Raw genomic sequence first — 17462 nt, 5'->3', positions numbered from 1 at the left:
ATGAAGACGATCACCGTCCTCGGCGCGTCGGGTTTCGTCGGCTCCGCCGTCGTGCGCGCGCTGGCGCGGCGGCCGGTCCGGGTGCGGGCGGTGGCGCGCAGGCGGATCCTGCCCCCGCCCGGCCGGGCCGAGATCACCGCCGTCGCCGCCGATCTCACCGACCGCGCCGCGCTCGCCGGCGCGGTCGCGGGCTCGGACGCGGTCGTCCACCTGTTGCTCGGTGACGGCGGCTGGCGTGGCGCCGAGGGCGCCGAACGCGTGAACGTGGGAATCCTCCGGGACCTCGTCGAGATCGCCGGCAGTGGCGACGGGCCGCCGCCGGTGGTGGTGTTCGCCGGCACCACCGCGCAGGTCGGGGTGCCGCCGCGGGAACCGCTCGACGGGACCGAACCGGACCACCCGGCGACTCCTTACGACGCCCAGAAACTCGAAGCGGAACAACTCCTCAAGAAGGCCACCGCCGACGGCCTGGTACGCGGGATCAGCCTGCGGCTGCCGACGATCTTCGGCGAGACCGCGGCCGAGGGCGCGAACCACGACCGCGGCGTGGTGTCCACCATGGCGCGGCGGGCGCTCGAAGGACTGCCGCTCACCGTCTGGGGCGACGGCACGGTGCGACGCGACCTGGTGCACGTCGACGACGTCGCCTCGGCGTTCATGGCCGCACTGGACCATCCGGACTCCTTGGTGGGCGGGCACTGGCTGATCGGTGCCGGTCGAGGGGACCGGCTGGGCGAGGTCTTCCGGCTCGTCGCGAAGGAGATGTCCGAGCACACGGGGAAAAGCCCGGTGGAAGTGTCCTGTGTGGAGCCTCCGGCGCACGCGCCCGAGACGGATCTCCGGAGCATAACCATCGATTCCACGCCGTTCCGTGCGGTCACCGGCTGGCGCCCGGAGATCTCGCTGCCCGAGGGAGTGCGCCGCACCGTCGCCGCTTTGACGTCATCAGTTCAGGGAAGGGTTCACACATGACCACGCGCGTATGGGACTACCTCGCCGAATACGGTGCCGAGCGGGCCGATCTGCTCGACGCGGTCGAGACGGTCTTCAACTCCGGGCAGCTCGTGCTCGGCGCGAGCCTGCGCGGCTTCGAGTCGGAATTCGCCGCGTACCACGGCGTCGGGCACTGCGCCGGTCTCGACAACGGGACGAACGCGATCAAACTCGCCCTGCAGGCGCTGGGTGTCGGGCCGGGCGACGAGGTGATCACCGTGTCCAACACCGCGGCACCGACCGTGGTCGCCATCGACGGGACCGGGGCCACCCCGGTCTTCGTCGACGTCCGCGAGGAAGACTTCCTGATGGACACCGGCCTGGTCGAGGCCGCGATCACCGAACGCACCAAATGCCTGCTGCCCGTGCACCTGTACGGCCAGTGCGTGGACATGGCCCCGCTGAAGGCGCTCGCCGAGAAGCACGGACTGTCCCTTTTGGAGGATTGCGCGCAGGCGCACGGGGCCCGGCAGAACGGGACGATCGCGGGGACGTTCGGCGACGCGGCCGCGTTCTCCTTCTATCCCACCAAGGTTCTCGGCGCGTACGGCGACGGCGGCGCGGCCATCACCTCCGACGAAGCGGTGGACCGGCGGCTGCGGCGGTTGCGCTACTACGGGATGGAAGAGCGCTACTACACGGTCGAAACGCCCGCCCACAACAGCAGGCTGGACGAGGTGCAGGCGGAGATCCTGCGGCGCAAGCTCAAGCGGCTCGACGCGTACACGGCGGGCCGCCGGGCCGTCGCCGAACGCTACGTCGAGGGCCTCGGCGACACCGACCTGAAGCTTCCGAAGACCACTCCCGGCAACGAGCACGTGTACTACGTGTACGTGGTGCGGCACCCGCGACGCGACGAGATCATCGAGCGGCTCAAGGCGTACGACATCCACCTGAACATCAGCTACCCGTGGCCGGTGCACACCATGACCGGGTTCGCCCACCTCGGCTACGAGAAGGGTTCCCTGCCGGTCACCGAGAAGCTGGCCACCGAGATCTTCTCGCTGCCGATGTATCCCGCGCTTTCCCCCGATCTGCAGGACAAGGTCGTCCACGCGGTCCGCGAAGTGCTGTCCAGCCTCTGATCACGCCGACCACGGGAGGTACCTGTGCAAGCACGCGAACTGGCCGTCGAAGGCGCGATCGAGTTCACCCCCGAGGTGTTCCCCGACGATCGCGGCCTGTTCCTCTCGCCATTCCAGGAAGAGGCGTTCACCGAAGCGCACGGTGGCCCGCTCTTCCGGACGGTGCAGACGAATCACAGCAGTTCCAAACGCGGCGTGGTGCGGGGCATCCACTACACCACGACGCCGCCGGGTACCGCGAAGTACGTCTACTGCGCGAGCGGTCAGGCGCTGGACATCGTGGTCGACCTCCGGGTCGGCTCGCCGACGTTCGGGAAATGGGACGCGGTCCTGCTGGACCAGCGGGACCACCGCGCGATGTACTTCCCCGTCGGCGTCGGCCACGCCTTCGTGGCGCTCGAAGACGACACCGTCATGTGGTACCTGCTCTCCACGGCCTACGACCCCAAGAACGAACTGGCCCTCTCCGTCCTGGATCCCGCGCTCGGGCTGCCCGTCGACCCCGGCGTCGAACCGATCCTGTCCGAACGCGACCAGGTGGCGATCACGCTCGCCGAGGCGGAACGACAGGGACTGCTGCCGGACTACGCCACCTGCGTGGAGATCGAACGGCGACTGTCCGAAGTACCCCAGACCACCTGAAAGCCCACTGTCCACTCCAGACCAGAGAAAGGTGAGATCGATGCGCGCTGCGCGGTTCAAGCAGCTGCTCCGGAGCAAATTGAGAACATGGGGATGGATGTATCGATGACTGCTCTAGCCGAAACCACCGCGGACCTCGCCGTCCACAATGGATTGACCGAGATCACCCGATTCGCCGGCGTGGGCACCGCGGTGTCCGAGTCGTCCTACTCGCAGTCCGAGCTGCTCGAAATCCTCGACATCGAGGATCCGAAGATCCGCTCGGTCTTCCTGAACAGCGCCATCGACCGGCGTTTCCTCACCCTGCCGCCGGAGGGTCCCGGCGGCGCCCGCGCGGCCGAGCCGCAGGGCGACCTCCTCGACAAGCACAAGAAGATCGCCGTCGACATGGGTTGCCGTGCCTTGGAAGCCTGCCTGAAGTCGGCCGGAGCGACGCTTTCGGATCTGCGTCATCTGTGCTGTGTCACCTCGACCGGGTTCCTGACGCCCGGCCTGAGCGCGCTCGTCATCCGGGAAATGGGCATCGACCCGCATTGCAGCCGCTCGGACATCGTGGGCATGGGCTGCAACGCCGGCCTCAACGCGCTCAACGTGGTCGCGGGCTGGTCCGCGGCGCATCCCGGCGAACTCGGCGTCGTCCTGTGCAGCGAGGCGTGTTCCGCCGCCTACGCGCTGGACGGCACGATGCGGACCGCGGTGGTCAACAGTCTTTTCGGCGACGGATCCGCGGCGCTCGCGGTCGTCTCCGGTGACGGGCGCGTGCCGGGTCCGCGCGTCCTGAAATTCGCCAGCTACATCATCACCGACGCGGTCGACGCGATGCGCTACGACTGGGACCGTGACCAGGACCGGTTCAGTTTCTTCCTCGACCCGCAGATCCCCTACGTGGTCGGCGCGCACGCCGAAATCGTCATCGACCGGCTTCTGTCCGGGACGGGCCTGCGCCGCAGCGACATCGGCCACTGGCTGGTGCATTCGGGCGGGAAGAAGGTGATCGACGCCGTCGTCGTCAACCTCGGCCTGAGCCGGTACGACGTGCGCCACACCACCGGTGTGCTCCGCGACTACGGGAACCTCTCCAGCGGCTCCTTCCTCTTCTCCTACGAGCGGCTCGCCGACGAAGACGTCGCCCGCCCGGGGGACTACGGCGTGCTCATGACCATGGGGCCCGGCTCCACGATCGAAATGGCGCTTATCCAATGGTGACGAGTAACGAAAGCAAGGGCGAGCCGATGCTGCGCTTCGACGGATCCCGTCCGCTGTCCGCCGCGATCGTCGAGGAGATCGACGCGCTGTGCGACCGGGCCGAGGACCAGCGTGAACCGGGACCGGTCACCATCCACGTCACGGGCGCCCCGTCCGACGGCTGGGCGAAGGGGCTGGCGGTCGGGCTCGTGTCCAAATGGGAGCGGGTCGTGCGCCGGTTCGAACGCCTCGGCAGGCTCACGGCCGCGGTGGCGTCGGGCGAATGCGCTGGAACGGCCCTGGACCTCCTTCTAGCCGCCGACATCCGGATCGCCGAACCGGGCACCACGCTGCGGCTCGCGTCGGCCGGCGGTGGCACCTGGCCGGGCATGACCGTGTACCGGCTCACCAAACAGGCCGGGGCGGCGGGCATCCGCCGTGCCGTGTTGCTCGGGGCCCCGCTCGGGACGGAGCGCGCGCTCGCCCTCGACCTGATCGACGAGGTGTCCGAAGACCCGGCGAAGACGCTGGCCGAGCTGAACGTCGTCATGGACGGCGCCGAGACGGCGATCCGGCGGCAGCTGATCTTCGAAGCGGGCTCGACCACCTTCGAGGAGGCGCTCGGCTCCCATTTGGCCGCGGCGGACCGGGCCCTGCGGCGGGAAGCCAAGTCGTGACGACGGATCGAACCGCTCTTTCGCCAGGGCTCGACCTCCGGGCCCTGGCGGGGGAGGCCCACCGGGTCGACGACGACGTCCGGACGCTGCGTGCGGCCTTCGTCGAGGCGCACGCCGAAGAGATCTACGCCGAACTGACCGACGGACGGACGCGGTACCTGCGGATGGACGAACTCGTCCGCGCCGCGGCGCTCGCCTTTCCCGGTCTGGTGCCTTCGGAGGAGCAGATGGCGGCCGAGCGTGCGCGGCCGCAGGCGGAGAAGGAAGGGCGCGAGATCGACCAGGGCATCTTCCTGCGCGGGATCCTGCGCGCGCCGAAGGCAGGCCCGCATCTGCTCGACGCCATGCTCCGGCCCACCGCCAAGGCCCAGCGGCTGCTCCCGGAATTCCTCGAAACCGGGGTCGTGCAGATGGAAGCCGTCCGGCTGGAGCGCCGGGACGGCGTCGCGCACCTGACCCTGTGCCGGGACGACTGCCTGAACGCCGAGGACGCCCAGCAGGTCGACGACATGGAGACCGCGGTCGACCTGGTGCTGCTCGACCCGTCCGTCCGGGTGGGACTGGTGCGGGGCGGGGTGATGAGCCATCCCCGCTACCTGGGGCGCCGGGTGTTCTGCGCCGGGATCAACCTCAAGAAGCTCAGCTCCGGCGACATCCCGCTGGTGGATTTCCTGCTGCGGCGGGAAACGGGGTACATCCAGAAGATCTTCCGCGGTCTGCTGACGGAAGATTCCTGGCATTCGAGGTTCACCGGCAAACCCTGGATGGCGGCCGTCGATTCGTTCGCCATCGGCGGCGGGACCCAGCTCCTGCTGGTCTTCGACCACGTGCTGGCGGCCTCCGACGCGTACCTCAGCCTGCCCGCGGCCAAGGAGGGGATCATCCCCGGCGTCTCCAACTTCCGGCTTTCCCGGATCGCCGGGCCGCGGGTGGCCCGGCAGGTGATCCTCGGCGGCCGCAAGCTCCGGGCGGACGAGCCGGACGCCCGCTCGATCGTCGACGAGGTCGTGCGGCCGGAGGAGATGGACGCGGCCATCGACCGCGCGCTCGCCCGGCTCGACGGGGAAGCCGTCGCGGCCAACCGGCACATGCTGAACCTTTCCGAGGAACCACCGGAGGAATTCCGCCGGTATATCGCCGAATTCGCGCTGCAGCAGGCCCTGCGCATCTACGGCGCGGACGTGATCGGCAAGGTGGACGGTTTCGCGGTGGGGTCGCGATGAACGGCGTCCGGTACGAGAAGAAGGACCACGTCGCCTACGTGACGATGGACCGGCCCGAGGTGCTGAACGCGATGGACCGGCGGATGCACGCGGAACTCGCCGGGATCTGGGACGACGTCGAAGCCGACGACGACGTCAGGGCGGTGGTGCTGACCGGGGCGGGGGATCGGGCGTTCTCCGTCGGGCAGGACCTCAAGGAACGCGCGCGGCTGACCGGCGAAGGCGTCGAGGCGTCGACGTTCGGCAGCGCGGGTCAGCCGGGCCATCCCCGGCTGACCGATCGGTTCACGCTGTCCAAACCGGTGGTCGCGCGTGTGCACGGCTACGCGCTGGGCGGCGGCTTCGAACTGGTGCTGGCGTGCGACATCGTCGTCGCTTCCGAAGAAGCGGTCTTCGGGTTGCCGGAGGTCCGTCTCGGGCTGATCGCCGGGGCGGGCGGCGTTTTCCGGTTGCCGCGCCAGCTTCCGCAGAAAGTGGCGATGGGTCATCTGCTGACCGGGCGCAGAATGGACGCGGCGACGGCACTGCGTCACGGCCTGGTCAACGAGGTCGTCCCCTTCCCGGAATTGGACCGGTGCGTCGCCGAATGGACGGACGATCTGGTGCGTGCCGCGCCGCTTTCGGTACGGGCGATCAAAGAGGCCGCGCTGAAATCACTCGACCTCCCGCTCGAAGAAGCGTTCAAAACCTCGTATCCGTGGGAAGAACGGCGGCGGACGAGCGCGGACGCGAGTGAGGGCGCCCGTGCCTTCGCCGAAAAACGCGACCCGATCTGGACCGGTCGCTGAATCCGGGTTGGACCGTTGTTCCGTGTGGCGGATGGTGGAAGATTCGGGGTAGGAGAATTCTCGCTCGAGTAAATGCCGGGTTTGCTTCTTAGTTCACCCGAGACCGCCGGCCGGGCCGGGAAATCCCGGCTTTCCCGCCCCCGGTGCCGGCAGAAACCCTGGATATCTGTGATGACAACCATCGCCACGGTCGAACTCGACAACCAGCGCATCGACCGGATGGTCCCGCTGGTCACCCCCGCCCTGCTGCACCACGAACTGCCGCTCAGCGCGACCGCGGCCGACACGGTGCGCCAAGGCAGGGAAGACGTCCTCCGCGTCCTCGACGGCACGGACGACAGGCTGCTCGTGATCGCCGGGCCGTGTTCCATCCACGACCCCGCCGCGGCACTCGAATACGCCGACCGGCTCGCCGGGCTGGCCGGCCGGTTCGCCGGCGAACTCCTGATCGTCATGCGCGTGTACTTCGAAAAGCCGCGCACGGTCGGCGGCTGGAAGGGGCTCATCAACGATCCGCACCTCGACGGCACCGGCGACGTCAACCGCGGGCTGCGCATCGCGAGGGATCTGCTGCTCGAACTCGCCGAGGGCGGTCTGCCCGCCGCGTGCGAATGGCTGGACACCACCATCCCGGCGTACCTCGCCGACACCGTCTCGTGGGGCGCGATCGGCGCGCGCACCGTGGAAAGCCAGAACCACCGGATGCTGGCCAGCGGTCTGTCCATGCCGGTCGGGTTCAAGAACCGCCGCGACGGCGACGTCACCGTCGCGGTCGACGCGATCCGTGCCGCCGAGGCCCGGCACGTCGTCCCCGGCGTCGACCCCAGCGGGCTGCCCGCGATCCTGCACACCGTCGGCAATCCGGACTGTCACCTCGTGCTGCGCGGCGGCAACAGCGCGCCGAACCACAACCCGGCGTCCGTCCGCGCGGCCCTGACCACGCTGCAGAACGCGGGCCTGCCCCGCCGGGTCGTGATCGACGCCAGCCACGACAACAGCCGCAAGGACCACCTCCGGCAGTCCGTCGTCGCAGGCCAGATCGCCGAACAGATCAAAAACGGCCAGCGCGGCATCGTCGGCGTCATGCTCGAATCGAACCTCCAGGCGGGCCGCCAGGACCTCCACCCCGACCGGCCGCTCACCTACGGCCAGTCCATCACGGACGCCTGCATCGACCTCGCCGCCACCCAAGAGGTCCTGCAGACCCTCGCCACGGCCACCGCCACCCGCCGCTCCGGAGTGCGCTGAAGTCGTGTGCGCCGTCTGATCACGCGTGATCGCCCTCCAATCACGCGAAATCGCTCTTCAATCACGCGAGATCGCTATCCGATCACGTCGGCGCAGGTCATCGCGGCGTTCGGCGCCGCGTCGCCCCGCGTGCGTTCGAGATGCGCCTCGCCCCAGACCCTGACCCCTTCGACCACCGGCCTGCTCACCCCGTCGGTCCACGGCGGGTTCCACGGCGACGACCAGCTTGGGGCCGTCCGATCAAGGTGCGTTTCCTCGTCTTCCGGCTGGGCGCGGACGAAGCGTGGTTCGAGCAGGCGTTCTCCGCCGACGGCGGGACGAACTGGGTGGTGAGTGGGGAGGATTTGGGACGTTGAGCGTCCCTAATCTTCCCCACATCGTCACCACCAGGCACGCCAATCCTCGTGCCGGCCAGGTGATTCGAGCGTGGAGGATTCAGGACACTCAACGTCCCAAATTCTCCACACTCGACCGTGCCGTGGCGAGCATGCGAATCACATTCGCCCTGCTCAGCCGTGGGGTACGCAAATACCGGCCCGTTCCAGCCCGAATCACCACTCACGACCACCCCTTGTGCGGGGCCGGCCGTTTCGCGTGACTGATTGGACGACACGCGTGAGCCGATGGACGACACACGTGACTGGATGGACGGCGCAGCGAGTCGTCCCTCTGGACACGCGTGTCGTCCCGTTGATCACGCGCGCCGTCCATCCGCTCACCGCGGTACGAAACGCCACTCACCCTCGGCCGACGCCATCCAGCAAAGCCAGCTCCGCCTCGCTCAACCGCAGGCCGCCCGCCGCGACGTTCTCCGCCAGGTGCCCGGGATCGCCGGTCCCGGGAATGGCGAGGACGTGCGCGCCCCGGTGCAGTGTCCAGGCGAGCCGGATCTGTGCCGGGGTCGCGTCGTGCGCCGCGGCGACCTTCGCGACCTCGGCCTCGCCACTAACCGGCCCGGGCGCGGCTCCCGGAATCGAGGTCGTCACGGCGAAGAACGGCACGAACGCGATGCCGAGCTCGCCGCACAGGTCGAGCAGGGCGTCGTCCTCGCGGTCGGTCAGGCCGTAGCGGTTCTGCACGCAGACCACGGGGGCGATCGACCTCGCTTCGGTCAGCTGGTCCGCCACGACGTTGGAAATGCCGAGGTGCCGGATCAGGCCCGCCTCGCGCAGCTCCGCCAGCGCGCCGAAATGCTCGGCCACCGAGCCGGGCTCCTTGCCCATCGCGGCACCCCAGCGCAGATTGACGACGTCGAGGTGATCGAGGCCGAGTTGCCGGATGTTCTCCTCGACCTGGCCGCGCAGCTGATCCGGCCGGGCGAAGGAGAACTCGCCGTCACGCGACCGGCCCGCGCCGACCTTCGTGGTGATCACGAGGTCGTCGGGATACGGCTGGAGCGCGGTGGCGATCAGCTCGTTCGCCGAACGCGTGGGCGTGAAGTAGAAGGAAGCCGTGTCGATGTGGTTGACGCCGAGTTCGATCGCGCGGCGCAGGACGGTGATCGCGTCCTCACGGCTCTTGGGTTTCTCGTCCCAGGGCATCCCGGTCAGCCGCATCGCGCCGAGGCCGAGGCGGTTGACGGTGAGGTCGCCGAGCCGCCAGGTGTCGTGAAGGTTCGTCATATCCCTCAGCGTCGTGACGCGCCCGCTCGTAGTCAGAAAATGGCAACAAGCTGCTACCTGGTCGCGTGGCTGGGGCAGTATCGGTGTCATGCGGACGAGTGATGCGGTGACGATCGTGCGCGGCGAGGAGGAGCTGTTCCGCCGGGTCGGGCACCTGTTCTCGACCGTGACGGACATGGCGTGCGCGGCCAACGACCTCGCGACCTGGGTCGCCGCCCACGGAGCTGGCGAGCTCGCCGAGCGCCGGGCGGGCCAGGTCCGGATCCGCAAGATCTACCGGGCCGGTCTGCTTCTCGACCCGGGCTCCGCGCAGGAGCTCGCCAGGGTCCGCGACCGGCACGGAGCCCAGGTCCGCATCTCCACCGAAGACCTCAACGAGACGATCGTCATGGACGGCAGGCTCGTCATCCTCGCCGGTGACCTCACCGCCGGGCAGCGCGGCTACAGCGTCATCACCCAGCCCGAAACCGTGCAGGGCGTGATGTCGCTGTTCGAGGCGGCGTGGCGATCGGCGACCGATCTCGCCGTCTTCGACGCGCGGGTGTCCGAGATCCGGCGGCTCGCGCCCGCGGTGCTGGACCTGCTCGGCAGCGGCGTCAAGGACGAGACCGCCGCCCGGACCCTCGGCCTCGGCGTGCGGACCTACCGGCGCCGGGTGGCCGAACTGATGGCCGCCCTCGGCGCCGAGTCCCGCTTCCAGGCCGGCGTCCGGGCGCGCGAGCTCGGGTTGGTCTAGACGCCCGCCCAGTCCGGCAGCGGTTCGCAGGTCTCCCGCCAGGACGGCGGCAGGCCCTCGATACCGACGCGGGTCGCGACGATGCCGCCGACGATGGCGCAGGTGGTGTCGATGTCGCCACCGGCGGCCGCCGTGGTCCAGAAGGCCTTCTCGTAGTCGTCGAGTTCGCGGGCCGCGACCCAGAGGGTGAACGGCACCGTGTCGTGGGCGCCGGTGTTGCTGCCGTTGCCCAGCTCCCGGGCGGCGGCCGCGATCGCGCCGGCCATCCCGTCCGGATGGGTGTGGGTCACCTCGGCCGAAAGCGCGGCCTGACGCGCATCGCCGCGCCGTTGCCCCAGGAACCCTGCCCGTCGAACAGATCCGCGATCAGTTCACGCCACGAGCCGCCCTCGCGGACGAGCCGGAGCAAGCGGTTCCTGGACGGGCCGTAGTCGCGAAGCTCGCGGCGAGCAGGTCCTGGTCGAGGACGGCGAAAACGGAGCACGCCATTTCGGCGTCGTCGGTCCATTGCCACGGGCCGGGCGGTGGTTGCCGCCGCATCCAGTGGTCGCGATTTCCGAGGACGAAGAACTGGGAACCTGGCAAAGCCCCGACCGGGTGAGCTTCGGCTCCTGCCGGTGGGTGCCGGGAGGGTAAGATCTCCCCGCCGAGGACGCCGTGGAAATCTGCCGGGAACCAACGCGCGGCCGGATGCGTCGGTGTACACGAACGGCGTCATCGCGTTTACGGAAACGGTGCGCACGCGTGGGTGGGAACTCATAGGGTGCGCGGTAGAGCAATATGGGTCAGGCAAGCACGGGCTGGAGGATCATTCATGACTCGCCGATTCGATCCAGAGCAGATCGCCGCGCTGGCCAAGAAGGTCGGCGGGCTCAAGGACGGCTACACCGGCACGGGCAAGGACCTGGGCGACGGCGACCCCGGAGCCGCTTTCGGCGATCTGAAGAACGCGGCCGGCACGGGGACCACCATCAAGGGTTTCCACCGCGGGGTGAACGCCGAACTGGCGGCCGCCGCGAAGCTCGTCGACGCCGCGTCGAACGCGCTGGCCAACGCCGCGCAGCGGATGCGCAACGACGAGGCCGCGGGTGTCGACACCCTCCGCGGCCACGCTCGCGAGCGGGACTGATCGGACTGAAGACGGGAACCAGGGGGATTTACCGATGACCACCGCGGAGCGGAATCCGAGCACGCTCGACGACCCGTCGCACGACCGCCCGAAGTCGCTGGACGCCATCGACAAGCACGCCCAGCAGACGCAGAAGCTCAACTCGGGCGCGGTCAACGACCAGGCCAGGAAGGTCGGCGGAGCCGCCACCAGGGCCAACGACCTCGGCGACGACCTCAAGGTCTTCCGCGAGGACGTCCTGCGCCACTGGGAGGGCAAGGACGCCGACGCCGTCGCCGACCACCTCGAAAAGCTCGGCAAGGCCAGCTACAAGGTCAGCGACAAGGCCGAGGCCGCCAAGAACATCCTGCAGCGCGTGTCGGAGATCCTGGACGACGTCAAGAAGAAGGTCGCACAGCTCGCCCAGGAAGCCAACGACAAGGACGCGGACAACCGGAAGCTGATCGACGCGGCCCGCCGCAGGAAGAACAGCTCCGAGGACGACAACGAGATCGCCGCGGCCGCGTCGGACATCGAGCGGCTCCGGACGCTCAACGAAAAAGATTCGAACGGCAAGAAGGACGAGATCGAGAAGGCGCTCGACGACGCCGAGAAGCAGATCGACGATCTCCTCAAGCCGCTCGGCCTGGAGATCGAAGGCGGTTTCATCGAGCTCATCCCCGCCGACGACGGCCAGACCACGGCGTCGAGCGTCAACGCGAAGCCGGTCAACTCCAACCTCAGCAGCACTCCCAGCTACGGCGGGGGAGACGGCGGCGGTGGTGGAGGCGGCGGCGGTGGCGGTGGTGGCCCCGCCGGGGTGCCGGGTGACGGCAGGCCCGCCAAGCCGATCGACGCCCGCGGCGACAACCCGGCGAAGATCGCGGAGCAGTTCCTCGGCCGCAACGCCGGCGACCTCAAGGGCAGCGGTGAGCTCCCCGCCATGCAGTCGTGGGTGCCCAACAACGTCAACTGCGCGAACTTCGTTTCCGGCTGTCTCGAGGCGGCGGGCCTGATCGACAAGGGGCAGGCCAGTGCCTCGGTCGCGGGCCTGACGGCCAACCTCGAAGCGGACGGCTGGCGGTCGGTGCCGCTCTCCGAAGCGAAACCCGGCGACGTGGTGATCTCGAACAACGGCGGGCACGTCGTGTTGTACGCGGGCGATGGCCAGTTCATCGGCTCGAACAACGTCAACCCCGACGGTTCGCAGAGGATCAGCATGGGCGGCGGTGGCGGCCTCGTGAAGATCCTCACCCCGCCGACCTGATCCGACAGAACGCCGTAGCAGCACCGGGCAGGCGGACGCGATCATTCGCGTCGCCGCCCGCCAGTGGGAGGTAGCTTGATGTACACCCCGTCCGCACGACCGTTTCCGGTGGCGCTGAATCCCGGCGACCCGGTCCGGGAAGCGGTGCTCCAGGCCGCCACCGCCCGGCTCGACGAGGAGTTCGGCGACCAGGTCCAGGTGGCCGTGGAACAGCTCGACCGGCTCGGTCCCTGGGTGTTCCTGCAGGGCACGATGCGCCCCGCCCAAGCCGGCCGTCCGTACTGGGCCGGCACCATCTACGAGAACCGCCGGGCCGACGGCGTCATGTCCGACGTCTACGTCGCCCTGCTCAAGAAGAAGAGCGAAACGAACGTCGACGACGACCCGCGGTCCTGGCGGGTGGCCAACTGCGCCATCGGCCCGACCGACGTCGCCTGGCTGACCTGGCCGGACGACTACGAGATCCCGCAGGAGCTGTTCGGGTTCTAGGCCCGCGCCCATTCCGGCAGGGTGCGGGCGACCTCGTCGGGCGAGGGCATCCGGGCGATCTCCCCGGCGATCGCCCGGGCCGCGTCGCGATGGTCGTTCCGCCCCAGCAGGGTCCGCGTGTGTCCGGTGACGGCTTCCGCGCTCAGCTCGCCGGGCTGAAGGCTCAGCGCGGCTCCCGCGGTGCACAGCGCTTCGGCGTTGGCGAAGTGGTCGGCGCCCTGGGGGAGGACCAGCTGCGGGACACCGGCGGCGAGCGCGCCGAGCGTCGTGCCGCTGCCGCCGTGGTGCACCACCACGTCGACGTGCGGCATCAGGTCCGGTTGCGCTACCCAGGCCCGCACCGTGACGTCGTCCGGGAGGGCGCCGAGTTCCTCCGGGCGGATCCGTCCCGACGCGACCACCACGTGCGCGCCGAGCGGCGCCAGCCCTCGGATCGCCGTGGTGAGCACTTCCGGCGTGCCGAACGCGGTGCCGAGCGTCAGGTAGATCAGCGGTCGCGCGGTCTTTTCCAGCCGCGCCGCCGGTTCGGAGAACGGAACGGGCCGCAGTTCGACGCGTTCGGCCGTCGCGAGGAATTCCTTGTCCTGCAAGGAAGGCGGGCAGATGTCGAGATGCGGCCGGCCGGGCCGCGCCGGTGGCTGAAGCCCGATCCCGTCGGGGAACATGCGGCCGAAACCGTGCCAGAGCCCCGGGATCCCGGCGCGTTCCGCGGCGACGGCCACCCCCGGTTGCCCCCATTCGTGCACGACGAGGTCGGGCCGTAGCCGCGCCATGTCCGGTTCGAGGTCCTCGGCGTAGATCTCGTAGAACGCGTCCGCCGGCCGGAACGGCCTGAGACCGTTCCGGAGCAGCGGCGGATGGACGTTCTCGCCGGCGGCGAACCACACCTCGTGCCCGGCGTCCCTGGCGGCGATCGCGAGGGGGATCAGCGGATAGGTGTGGCCGACCGACGCCAGGCTGGCGAAAAGGACTCGCATTCTCCAGATGGTAGCACCAGATGTTCAGAACATCTGAAACCTTCTTGGTCAGGGGCCCCTGGACGTCGAGCACCCGCTCGCGGTGACCGCTAGCGCGCCGCCACAATGGCGGCATTGACGGTCTTCGCGGTGAATTTCATGGCAGCCCTCCCCGGCGTGACCCGCCGGGGAGGGGCGCGGAGCGGGTTACGGGATCACGCGGTTGCGCAGATTGTTCGGGTACGGGCCTTCGCCGTGGATGTTCAGCTCTTTGGCCACTTCGAAGCTGTAGAACGGATGCGAGTTGAAGTAGCTGTCCAGATTGGTGCCGCCGAAGCAGATCAGATCCGCGCCGCCCCCAGCGTTGGGGCCGTTGCAGAGGCTCAAGGTCGGGTACCGGAAGGAATCCACCGGCCGGAAACCGGCGCCACCGGGACCGGGAACGGGCAGGTGTCCGATCAGCCCGCCGGGGTCACCCGGCCAGTTCGACTCGACGGGCTGCCGCCGCCCGTCGGCGAACAGCACGCCCTGGATGTTCCGTCCGGGCGGCTCGGTCTCCAGCACTGTGCCCGCGACGAGCGCGCCGAGGCTGAACCCGACGATGTACACCTTGGTTTCGAGGTCGCAGCCGTAGGTGACATAGAGGTTGTAGAGCGCGGTGCGGAGATTGGCGACACCGGCGTCGACGTCGGCGTACAGATTGACGTCGCCGGCGCTGTTCGGATACGGGATGCGCACCGGGTCGGCGCCGCCCGGCGCGAGCCCCCGGTCGAGCAGTTTCTGCGCGCCGCCGTCCTGATATCCCGGGACGACGAACATGACGGGCCCGCACGGACCGTCCGGCCGGGCGGGTGCCGCCTGCGCCGCGCCCGCACCGGCGATGGCGCCGGCCAGGGTGACGACGGACAGGACGGCGGTCGCGAGCAAACGCGCTCCGGTTCTTTTCATCGGTTTCTCCCCACTGTCGTATTGCCGCGCCGAACGCTAATGAGGGCCGATGAAATACCGATGAAATGCGCCGCCGTGCCCACCTTCGGGTGAATTTTCCATAAGAGGTGGCTTTTTGTCATGATGAACGGCACGGGATTTCGATTCGGGCAATGGCTGCGCGGACTCAGGCCCTGGTGTTGACGCTGACCGGACGAGAGCCGGTCGGCGGGGTCCAGCCCTGGAGGGTGGAGCGGATGCCGACGCGGGTGGAGCAGTTGATCACCTGGTAGTGCAGGTGATAGTCGGTGGCCGCGCCGGTCTTGCCCGACCAGCCGATGACCCGGCCCTGCGGGACCCAGGCGCCCGCGTTGTAGATGGCCCGGTTCAGGTGGATGTACTGCGTGCAGGTGCCGTTGGAGTGCCGGATGATCACCTCGATGCCGTTCTGCCAGTAAGGCGACCAGTCCGAGACGAGGATCTGGCCGCCCTGTGCCGCGGACACCTCGTAGTTGGCCGGGAGCGCGAAGTCCCAGGCGTACTCGTTGTAGGGACCGGTGTGGGAGAAAGTGCCCTCAGGTCCCTGGGAGACGGTGTAGGCCTCGCCTGCCGGGTACGGCAGTTCGTAGTAGTAGTCCGCGGCCGAAGCCGTGGCCGAGCCGGTGATGGTGACGCCCGCCGCCATCAGTACGGCGGCCGCCATCGTGACCAACCTGCGCGGTAGTGCATTTCCGCTCATATGCCCTCGCTTTCATGCGCTCGACGCCCTGCTGTCGGCCGGGCGTCCCTGACTAAACAGGCAGGCCACGGCCCGGACAATGGTTTGTTCAGGGCTTGCGCGCAGGCGAGGATCGGGCTATTTCAGCGGCGGCCGGCGGCCAGGATGACGAGGAATTGGCCGCCGCCCGGCTCGACGGCGGCGGTCACCGGCAGCCCCGGCACGAGCCGGGAGAAGCGGTCCACCAGCCAGTCGGCCGCCTCTTGGGCGTCCTGTTTCGTCGGGCAACGGGCCACCATTTCGCGGCCGCCCTTGCGCTCCAGCCGTCCGGCGACGGTGATCAGCGGCGCGGGTTCGACCACGTGCAGCCGGTCCGGCCAGGCGATGACCACCTTGACCGCGCCCTTGCGGGTGTTGCACCCGCGGTGCGCGAGCCGTTCGGCGATCTTGGCCTTCCGGTCCGCGGTCCGGCTGTCGACGCTCGGGCCCCGCGGGTCGTTCACCGACATGTCCGGGTCGACCGGTTCGTCGCACACCCAGCATCGCCAGCCGTCGCGTTCGGCCACGTCGTCGAGGAGACTCACCCGGTCAACCTAGCTTGAAATCGGCGAAGGCCTCCTCGGGGGACCCGAGGAGGCCTTCACGGACATGCCTACTTCGTGCAGTGGATCCCGGCTTCACCGCGGTACATCACGAAGCTGATCTTCACCGAGTACAGGTGGATGATCACGCACTGGTCCTGCGTGTACCCGTAGGCGGAAGCGTGGTCGTAGGCCTGCTGCAACGCCGTCCGCTTGGCCGAGGCCGACGTCTTCTCCACCGTGGTCCCGAGAAACGCCCGGGTCTCCTCGGCGCTCGCCGTCGACGGCGCGAGTGTCATGAGTCCCGCGAGGACCACGGCGGCCCCCGTGGCGCGGGCGATCGTCCTGTTCATGTTTTCCCCTCCTGGTTTCAGCGCTGGCAGTAGAGCCACACGGTGGCGCTGTAGTAGCTGGTCTGTGACCGGACGTCGGAGCTGCGGACGTAACACTGCGAGTCCAGCCAGCCCGTGTTGCGCGCGTAGGTGCGCGCGACCTTCTCCGCCGAGCCGATGGCGTCCGTCGGATACGGGCCGGTGCCGGTGCCGTAGAAATTCCCGGTCTCCACGGCGAGCGCCGGCTGTGCCGACATGGTCACCGCGGCCGCCACCAGTGCCGCCGCGGTCAGCAACTTCTTCATGGGAGATCCCCCTTCTGGTCGTCAGCCAGGATCGACTGACTCCCCTCAGTCATTCATCTCAGCTAACGTGGGAACCGTAGAGCGACGGCCGTCCGGCTGTCAACCCAGATGAACGAAGCGCCACAAGTCATTCATTTCAGCTAACGGAGGTGAAGATGACCGAACCACGGGCGACCACGCTCACCGACCGGATCGACCGCCTCTTTCAGGTGGTCCGGCGGCCCAACGGCGAGCAGCACAGCCACGAGGAGGTGGCGCGGGCCTGCCGGGAGAGCACCGGTGAGTCGTTTTCCGCCGCCTACCTCTGGCAACTGCGGACCGGCCGCCGGGACAACCCGACCAAACGGCACCTCGAAGCGCTCGCGGCGTTCTTCCAGGTGCCGCCCGCGTACTTCTTCGACGACGAACAGGGGAGGGCTCTTGCCGAGGAGGTCGAATTGCTGGGAGCGTTGCGCAACAGCGCGGTGCGCAACCTGGCGTTGCGTGCGGTGACGCTGTCCGAGGAGGGGCTCGGCACCGTGACCGACATCGTCGAGGCGATCAAGCGGCGCGAGTCCAAGCGTGACCAGGGGGAGTAGCC

General features: G+C 69.0%; 22 protein-coding genes. 13 read left to right on the top strand and 9 right to left on the bottom strand.

Translation table 11 applies throughout. From position 1 onward, the window contains the following. From DMC61_RS17970 to DMC61_RS17935, 8 genes are all read left to right on the top strand, one after another. The gene (locus tag DMC61_RS17970; RefSeq protein WP_125690237.1) at positions 1-972 is read left to right on the top strand and encodes an NAD(P)-dependent oxidoreductase; all 972 of its coding nucleotides are present in this window, start codon (positions 1-3) and stop codon (positions 970-972) included. Further along, positions 969-2078 (top strand): DegT/DnrJ/EryC1/StrS aminotransferase family protein, encoded by a 1110-nt coding sequence (locus tag DMC61_RS17965; protein ID WP_125690236.1) that lies wholly within the window; start codon positions 969-971, stop codon positions 2076-2078. The genes DMC61_RS17970 and DMC61_RS17965 overlap by 4 nt, the downstream gene beginning before the upstream one ends. A 24-nt stretch (positions 2079-2102) precedes the next feature. Continuing rightward, the gene (locus DMC61_RS17960) at positions 2103-2720 is read left to right on the top strand and encodes a dTDP-4-dehydrorhamnose 3,5-epimerase family protein (RefSeq protein WP_125690235.1); all 618 of its coding nucleotides are present in this window, start codon (positions 2103-2105) and stop codon (positions 2718-2720) included. A 105-nt stretch (positions 2721-2825) separates the two neighbouring features. Then, positions 2826-3926, top strand: a complete 1101-nt coding sequence (gene dpgA, locus DMC61_RS17955; protein WP_016331895.1) for a 3,5-dihydroxyphenylacetyl-CoA synthase DpgA — start codon at positions 2826-2828, stop codon at positions 3924-3926. Then, positions 3920-4582 (top strand): enoyl-CoA-hydratase DpgB, encoded by a 663-nt coding sequence (gene dpgB, locus DMC61_RS17950; protein WP_125690234.1) that lies wholly within the window; start codon positions 3920-3922, stop codon positions 4580-4582. Before dpgA ends, dpgB begins: the two co-directional genes overlap by 7 nt. After that, positions 4579-5805, top strand: coding sequence for a (3,5-dihydroxyphenyl)acetyl-CoA 1,2-dioxygenase DpgC (gene dpgC, locus DMC61_RS17945; RefSeq protein ID WP_125690233.1), 1227 nt, complete (start codon positions 4579-4581; stop codon positions 5803-5805). The genes dpgB and dpgC overlap by 4 nt, the downstream gene beginning before the upstream one ends. After that, positions 5802-6593 carry an enoyl-CoA-hydratase DpgD gene (dpgD, locus tag DMC61_RS17940; RefSeq protein ID WP_125690232.1) on the top strand — a complete coding sequence of 264 codons (792 nt, stop codon included), beginning with the start codon at positions 5802-5804 and terminating at the stop codon, positions 6591-6593. Before dpgC ends, dpgD begins: the two co-directional genes overlap by 4 nt. Before the next feature lie 171 nt (positions 6594-6764). Further along, entirely contained in the window at positions 6765-7841 is a 1077-nt protein-coding gene (locus DMC61_RS17935) for a 3-deoxy-7-phosphoheptulonate synthase (protein ID WP_125690231.1), read from the top strand. A gap of 737 nt (positions 7842-8578) precedes the next feature. Here the strand turns inward: DMC61_RS17935 and DMC61_RS17925 are convergent. Beyond that, entirely contained in the window at positions 8579-9463 is an 885-nt protein-coding gene (locus tag DMC61_RS17925) for an oxidoreductase (RefSeq protein WP_125690230.1), read from the bottom strand. A gap of 88 nt (positions 9464-9551) precedes the next feature. On the opposite strand from DMC61_RS17925, the gene DMC61_RS17920 reads away from it, so the two are divergent. Beyond that, positions 9552-10199 carry a response regulator transcription factor gene (locus DMC61_RS17920; RefSeq protein ID WP_125690229.1) on the top strand — a complete coding sequence of 216 codons (648 nt, stop codon included), beginning with the start codon at positions 9552-9554 and terminating at the stop codon, positions 10197-10199. On the opposite strand, the gene DMC61_RS41660 is transcribed toward DMC61_RS17920, so the two are convergent. Continuing rightward, complete coding sequence (locus DMC61_RS41660) at positions 10196-10489, bottom strand: ADP-ribosylglycohydrolase family protein (RefSeq protein ID WP_233594845.1); 294 nt, start codon at positions 10487-10489, stop codon at positions 10196-10198. The genes DMC61_RS17920 and DMC61_RS41660 overlap by 4 nt on opposite strands. Then, entirely contained in the window at positions 10486-10608 is a 123-nt protein-coding gene (locus DMC61_RS41945) for a hypothetical protein (protein WP_255431534.1), read from the bottom strand. The genes DMC61_RS41660 and DMC61_RS41945 overlap by 4 nt, the downstream gene beginning before the upstream one ends. Positions 10609-11013: 405 nt before the next feature. On the opposite strand from DMC61_RS41945, the gene DMC61_RS17910 reads away from it, so the two are divergent. From DMC61_RS17910 to DMC61_RS17900, 3 genes are all read left to right on the top strand, one after another. Next, a complete protein-coding gene (locus DMC61_RS17910) occupies positions 11014-11328 on the top strand; it encodes a hypothetical protein (RefSeq protein WP_016331904.1) in 315 nt (104 codons plus the stop codon). Between the two features lie 34 nt (positions 11329-11362). Next, a complete protein-coding gene (locus tag DMC61_RS17905; RefSeq protein WP_125690228.1) occupies positions 11363-12574 on the top strand; it encodes a peptidoglycan-binding protein in 1212 nt (403 codons plus the stop codon). A gap of 78 nt (positions 12575-12652) precedes the next feature. Next, complete coding sequence (locus DMC61_RS17900) at positions 12653-13063, top strand: hypothetical protein (RefSeq protein WP_125690227.1); 411 nt, start codon at positions 12653-12655, stop codon at positions 13061-13063. On the opposite strand, the gene DMC61_RS17895 is transcribed toward DMC61_RS17900, so the two are convergent. From DMC61_RS17895 to DMC61_RS17870, 6 genes are all read right to left on the bottom strand, one after another. Next, positions 13060-14040, bottom strand: a complete 981-nt coding sequence (locus DMC61_RS17895; RefSeq protein ID WP_125690226.1) for a glycosyltransferase — start codon at positions 14038-14040, stop codon at positions 13060-13062. The genes DMC61_RS17900 and DMC61_RS17895 overlap by 4 nt on opposite strands. A 186-nt stretch (positions 14041-14226) precedes the next feature. Next, positions 14227-14967: a hypothetical protein gene (locus DMC61_RS17890; protein WP_016331908.1), complete on the bottom strand. Its 741-nt coding sequence runs from the start codon at positions 14965-14967 to the stop codon at positions 14227-14229. A gap of 166 nt (positions 14968-15133) precedes the next feature. Next, positions 15134-15649 carry a M23 family metallopeptidase gene (locus DMC61_RS17885; RefSeq protein WP_233594844.1) on the bottom strand — a complete coding sequence of 172 codons (516 nt, stop codon included), beginning with the start codon at positions 15647-15649 and terminating at the stop codon, positions 15134-15136. Between the two features lie 158 nt (positions 15650-15807). Next, positions 15808-16248 (bottom strand): hypothetical protein, encoded by a 441-nt coding sequence (locus tag DMC61_RS17880; protein WP_037346462.1) that lies wholly within the window; start codon positions 16246-16248, stop codon positions 15808-15810. A 68-nt stretch (positions 16249-16316) separates the two neighbouring features. Then, positions 16317-16598 carry a hypothetical protein gene (locus DMC61_RS17875; RefSeq protein ID WP_037346464.1) on the bottom strand — a complete coding sequence of 94 codons (282 nt, stop codon included), beginning with the start codon at positions 16596-16598 and terminating at the stop codon, positions 16317-16319. 17 nt (positions 16599-16615) lie between these two features. After that, positions 16616-16882, bottom strand: coding sequence for a hypothetical protein (locus DMC61_RS17870; RefSeq protein WP_125690224.1), 267 nt, complete (start codon positions 16880-16882; stop codon positions 16616-16618). A gap of 155 nt (positions 16883-17037) precedes the next feature. Here DMC61_RS17870 and DMC61_RS17865 point away from each other — a divergent pair, with 155 nt between their 5' ends. After that, positions 17038-17460: a helix-turn-helix domain-containing protein gene (locus DMC61_RS17865; protein WP_016331913.1), complete on the top strand. Its 423-nt coding sequence runs from the start codon at positions 17038-17040 to the stop codon at positions 17458-17460. Positions 17461-17462 lie beyond the last annotated feature (2 nt).

Source organism: Amycolatopsis sp. WAC 04169 (assembly GCF_003947535.1).
GTDB classification, from domain to species: Bacteria; Actinomycetota; Actinomycetes; order Mycobacteriales; family Pseudonocardiaceae; genus Amycolatopsis; species Amycolatopsis keratiniphila.
The sequence above is the reverse complement of the archived record's forward strand: the minus strand, read 5'-3'. Positions and strand labels throughout refer to the sequence as shown.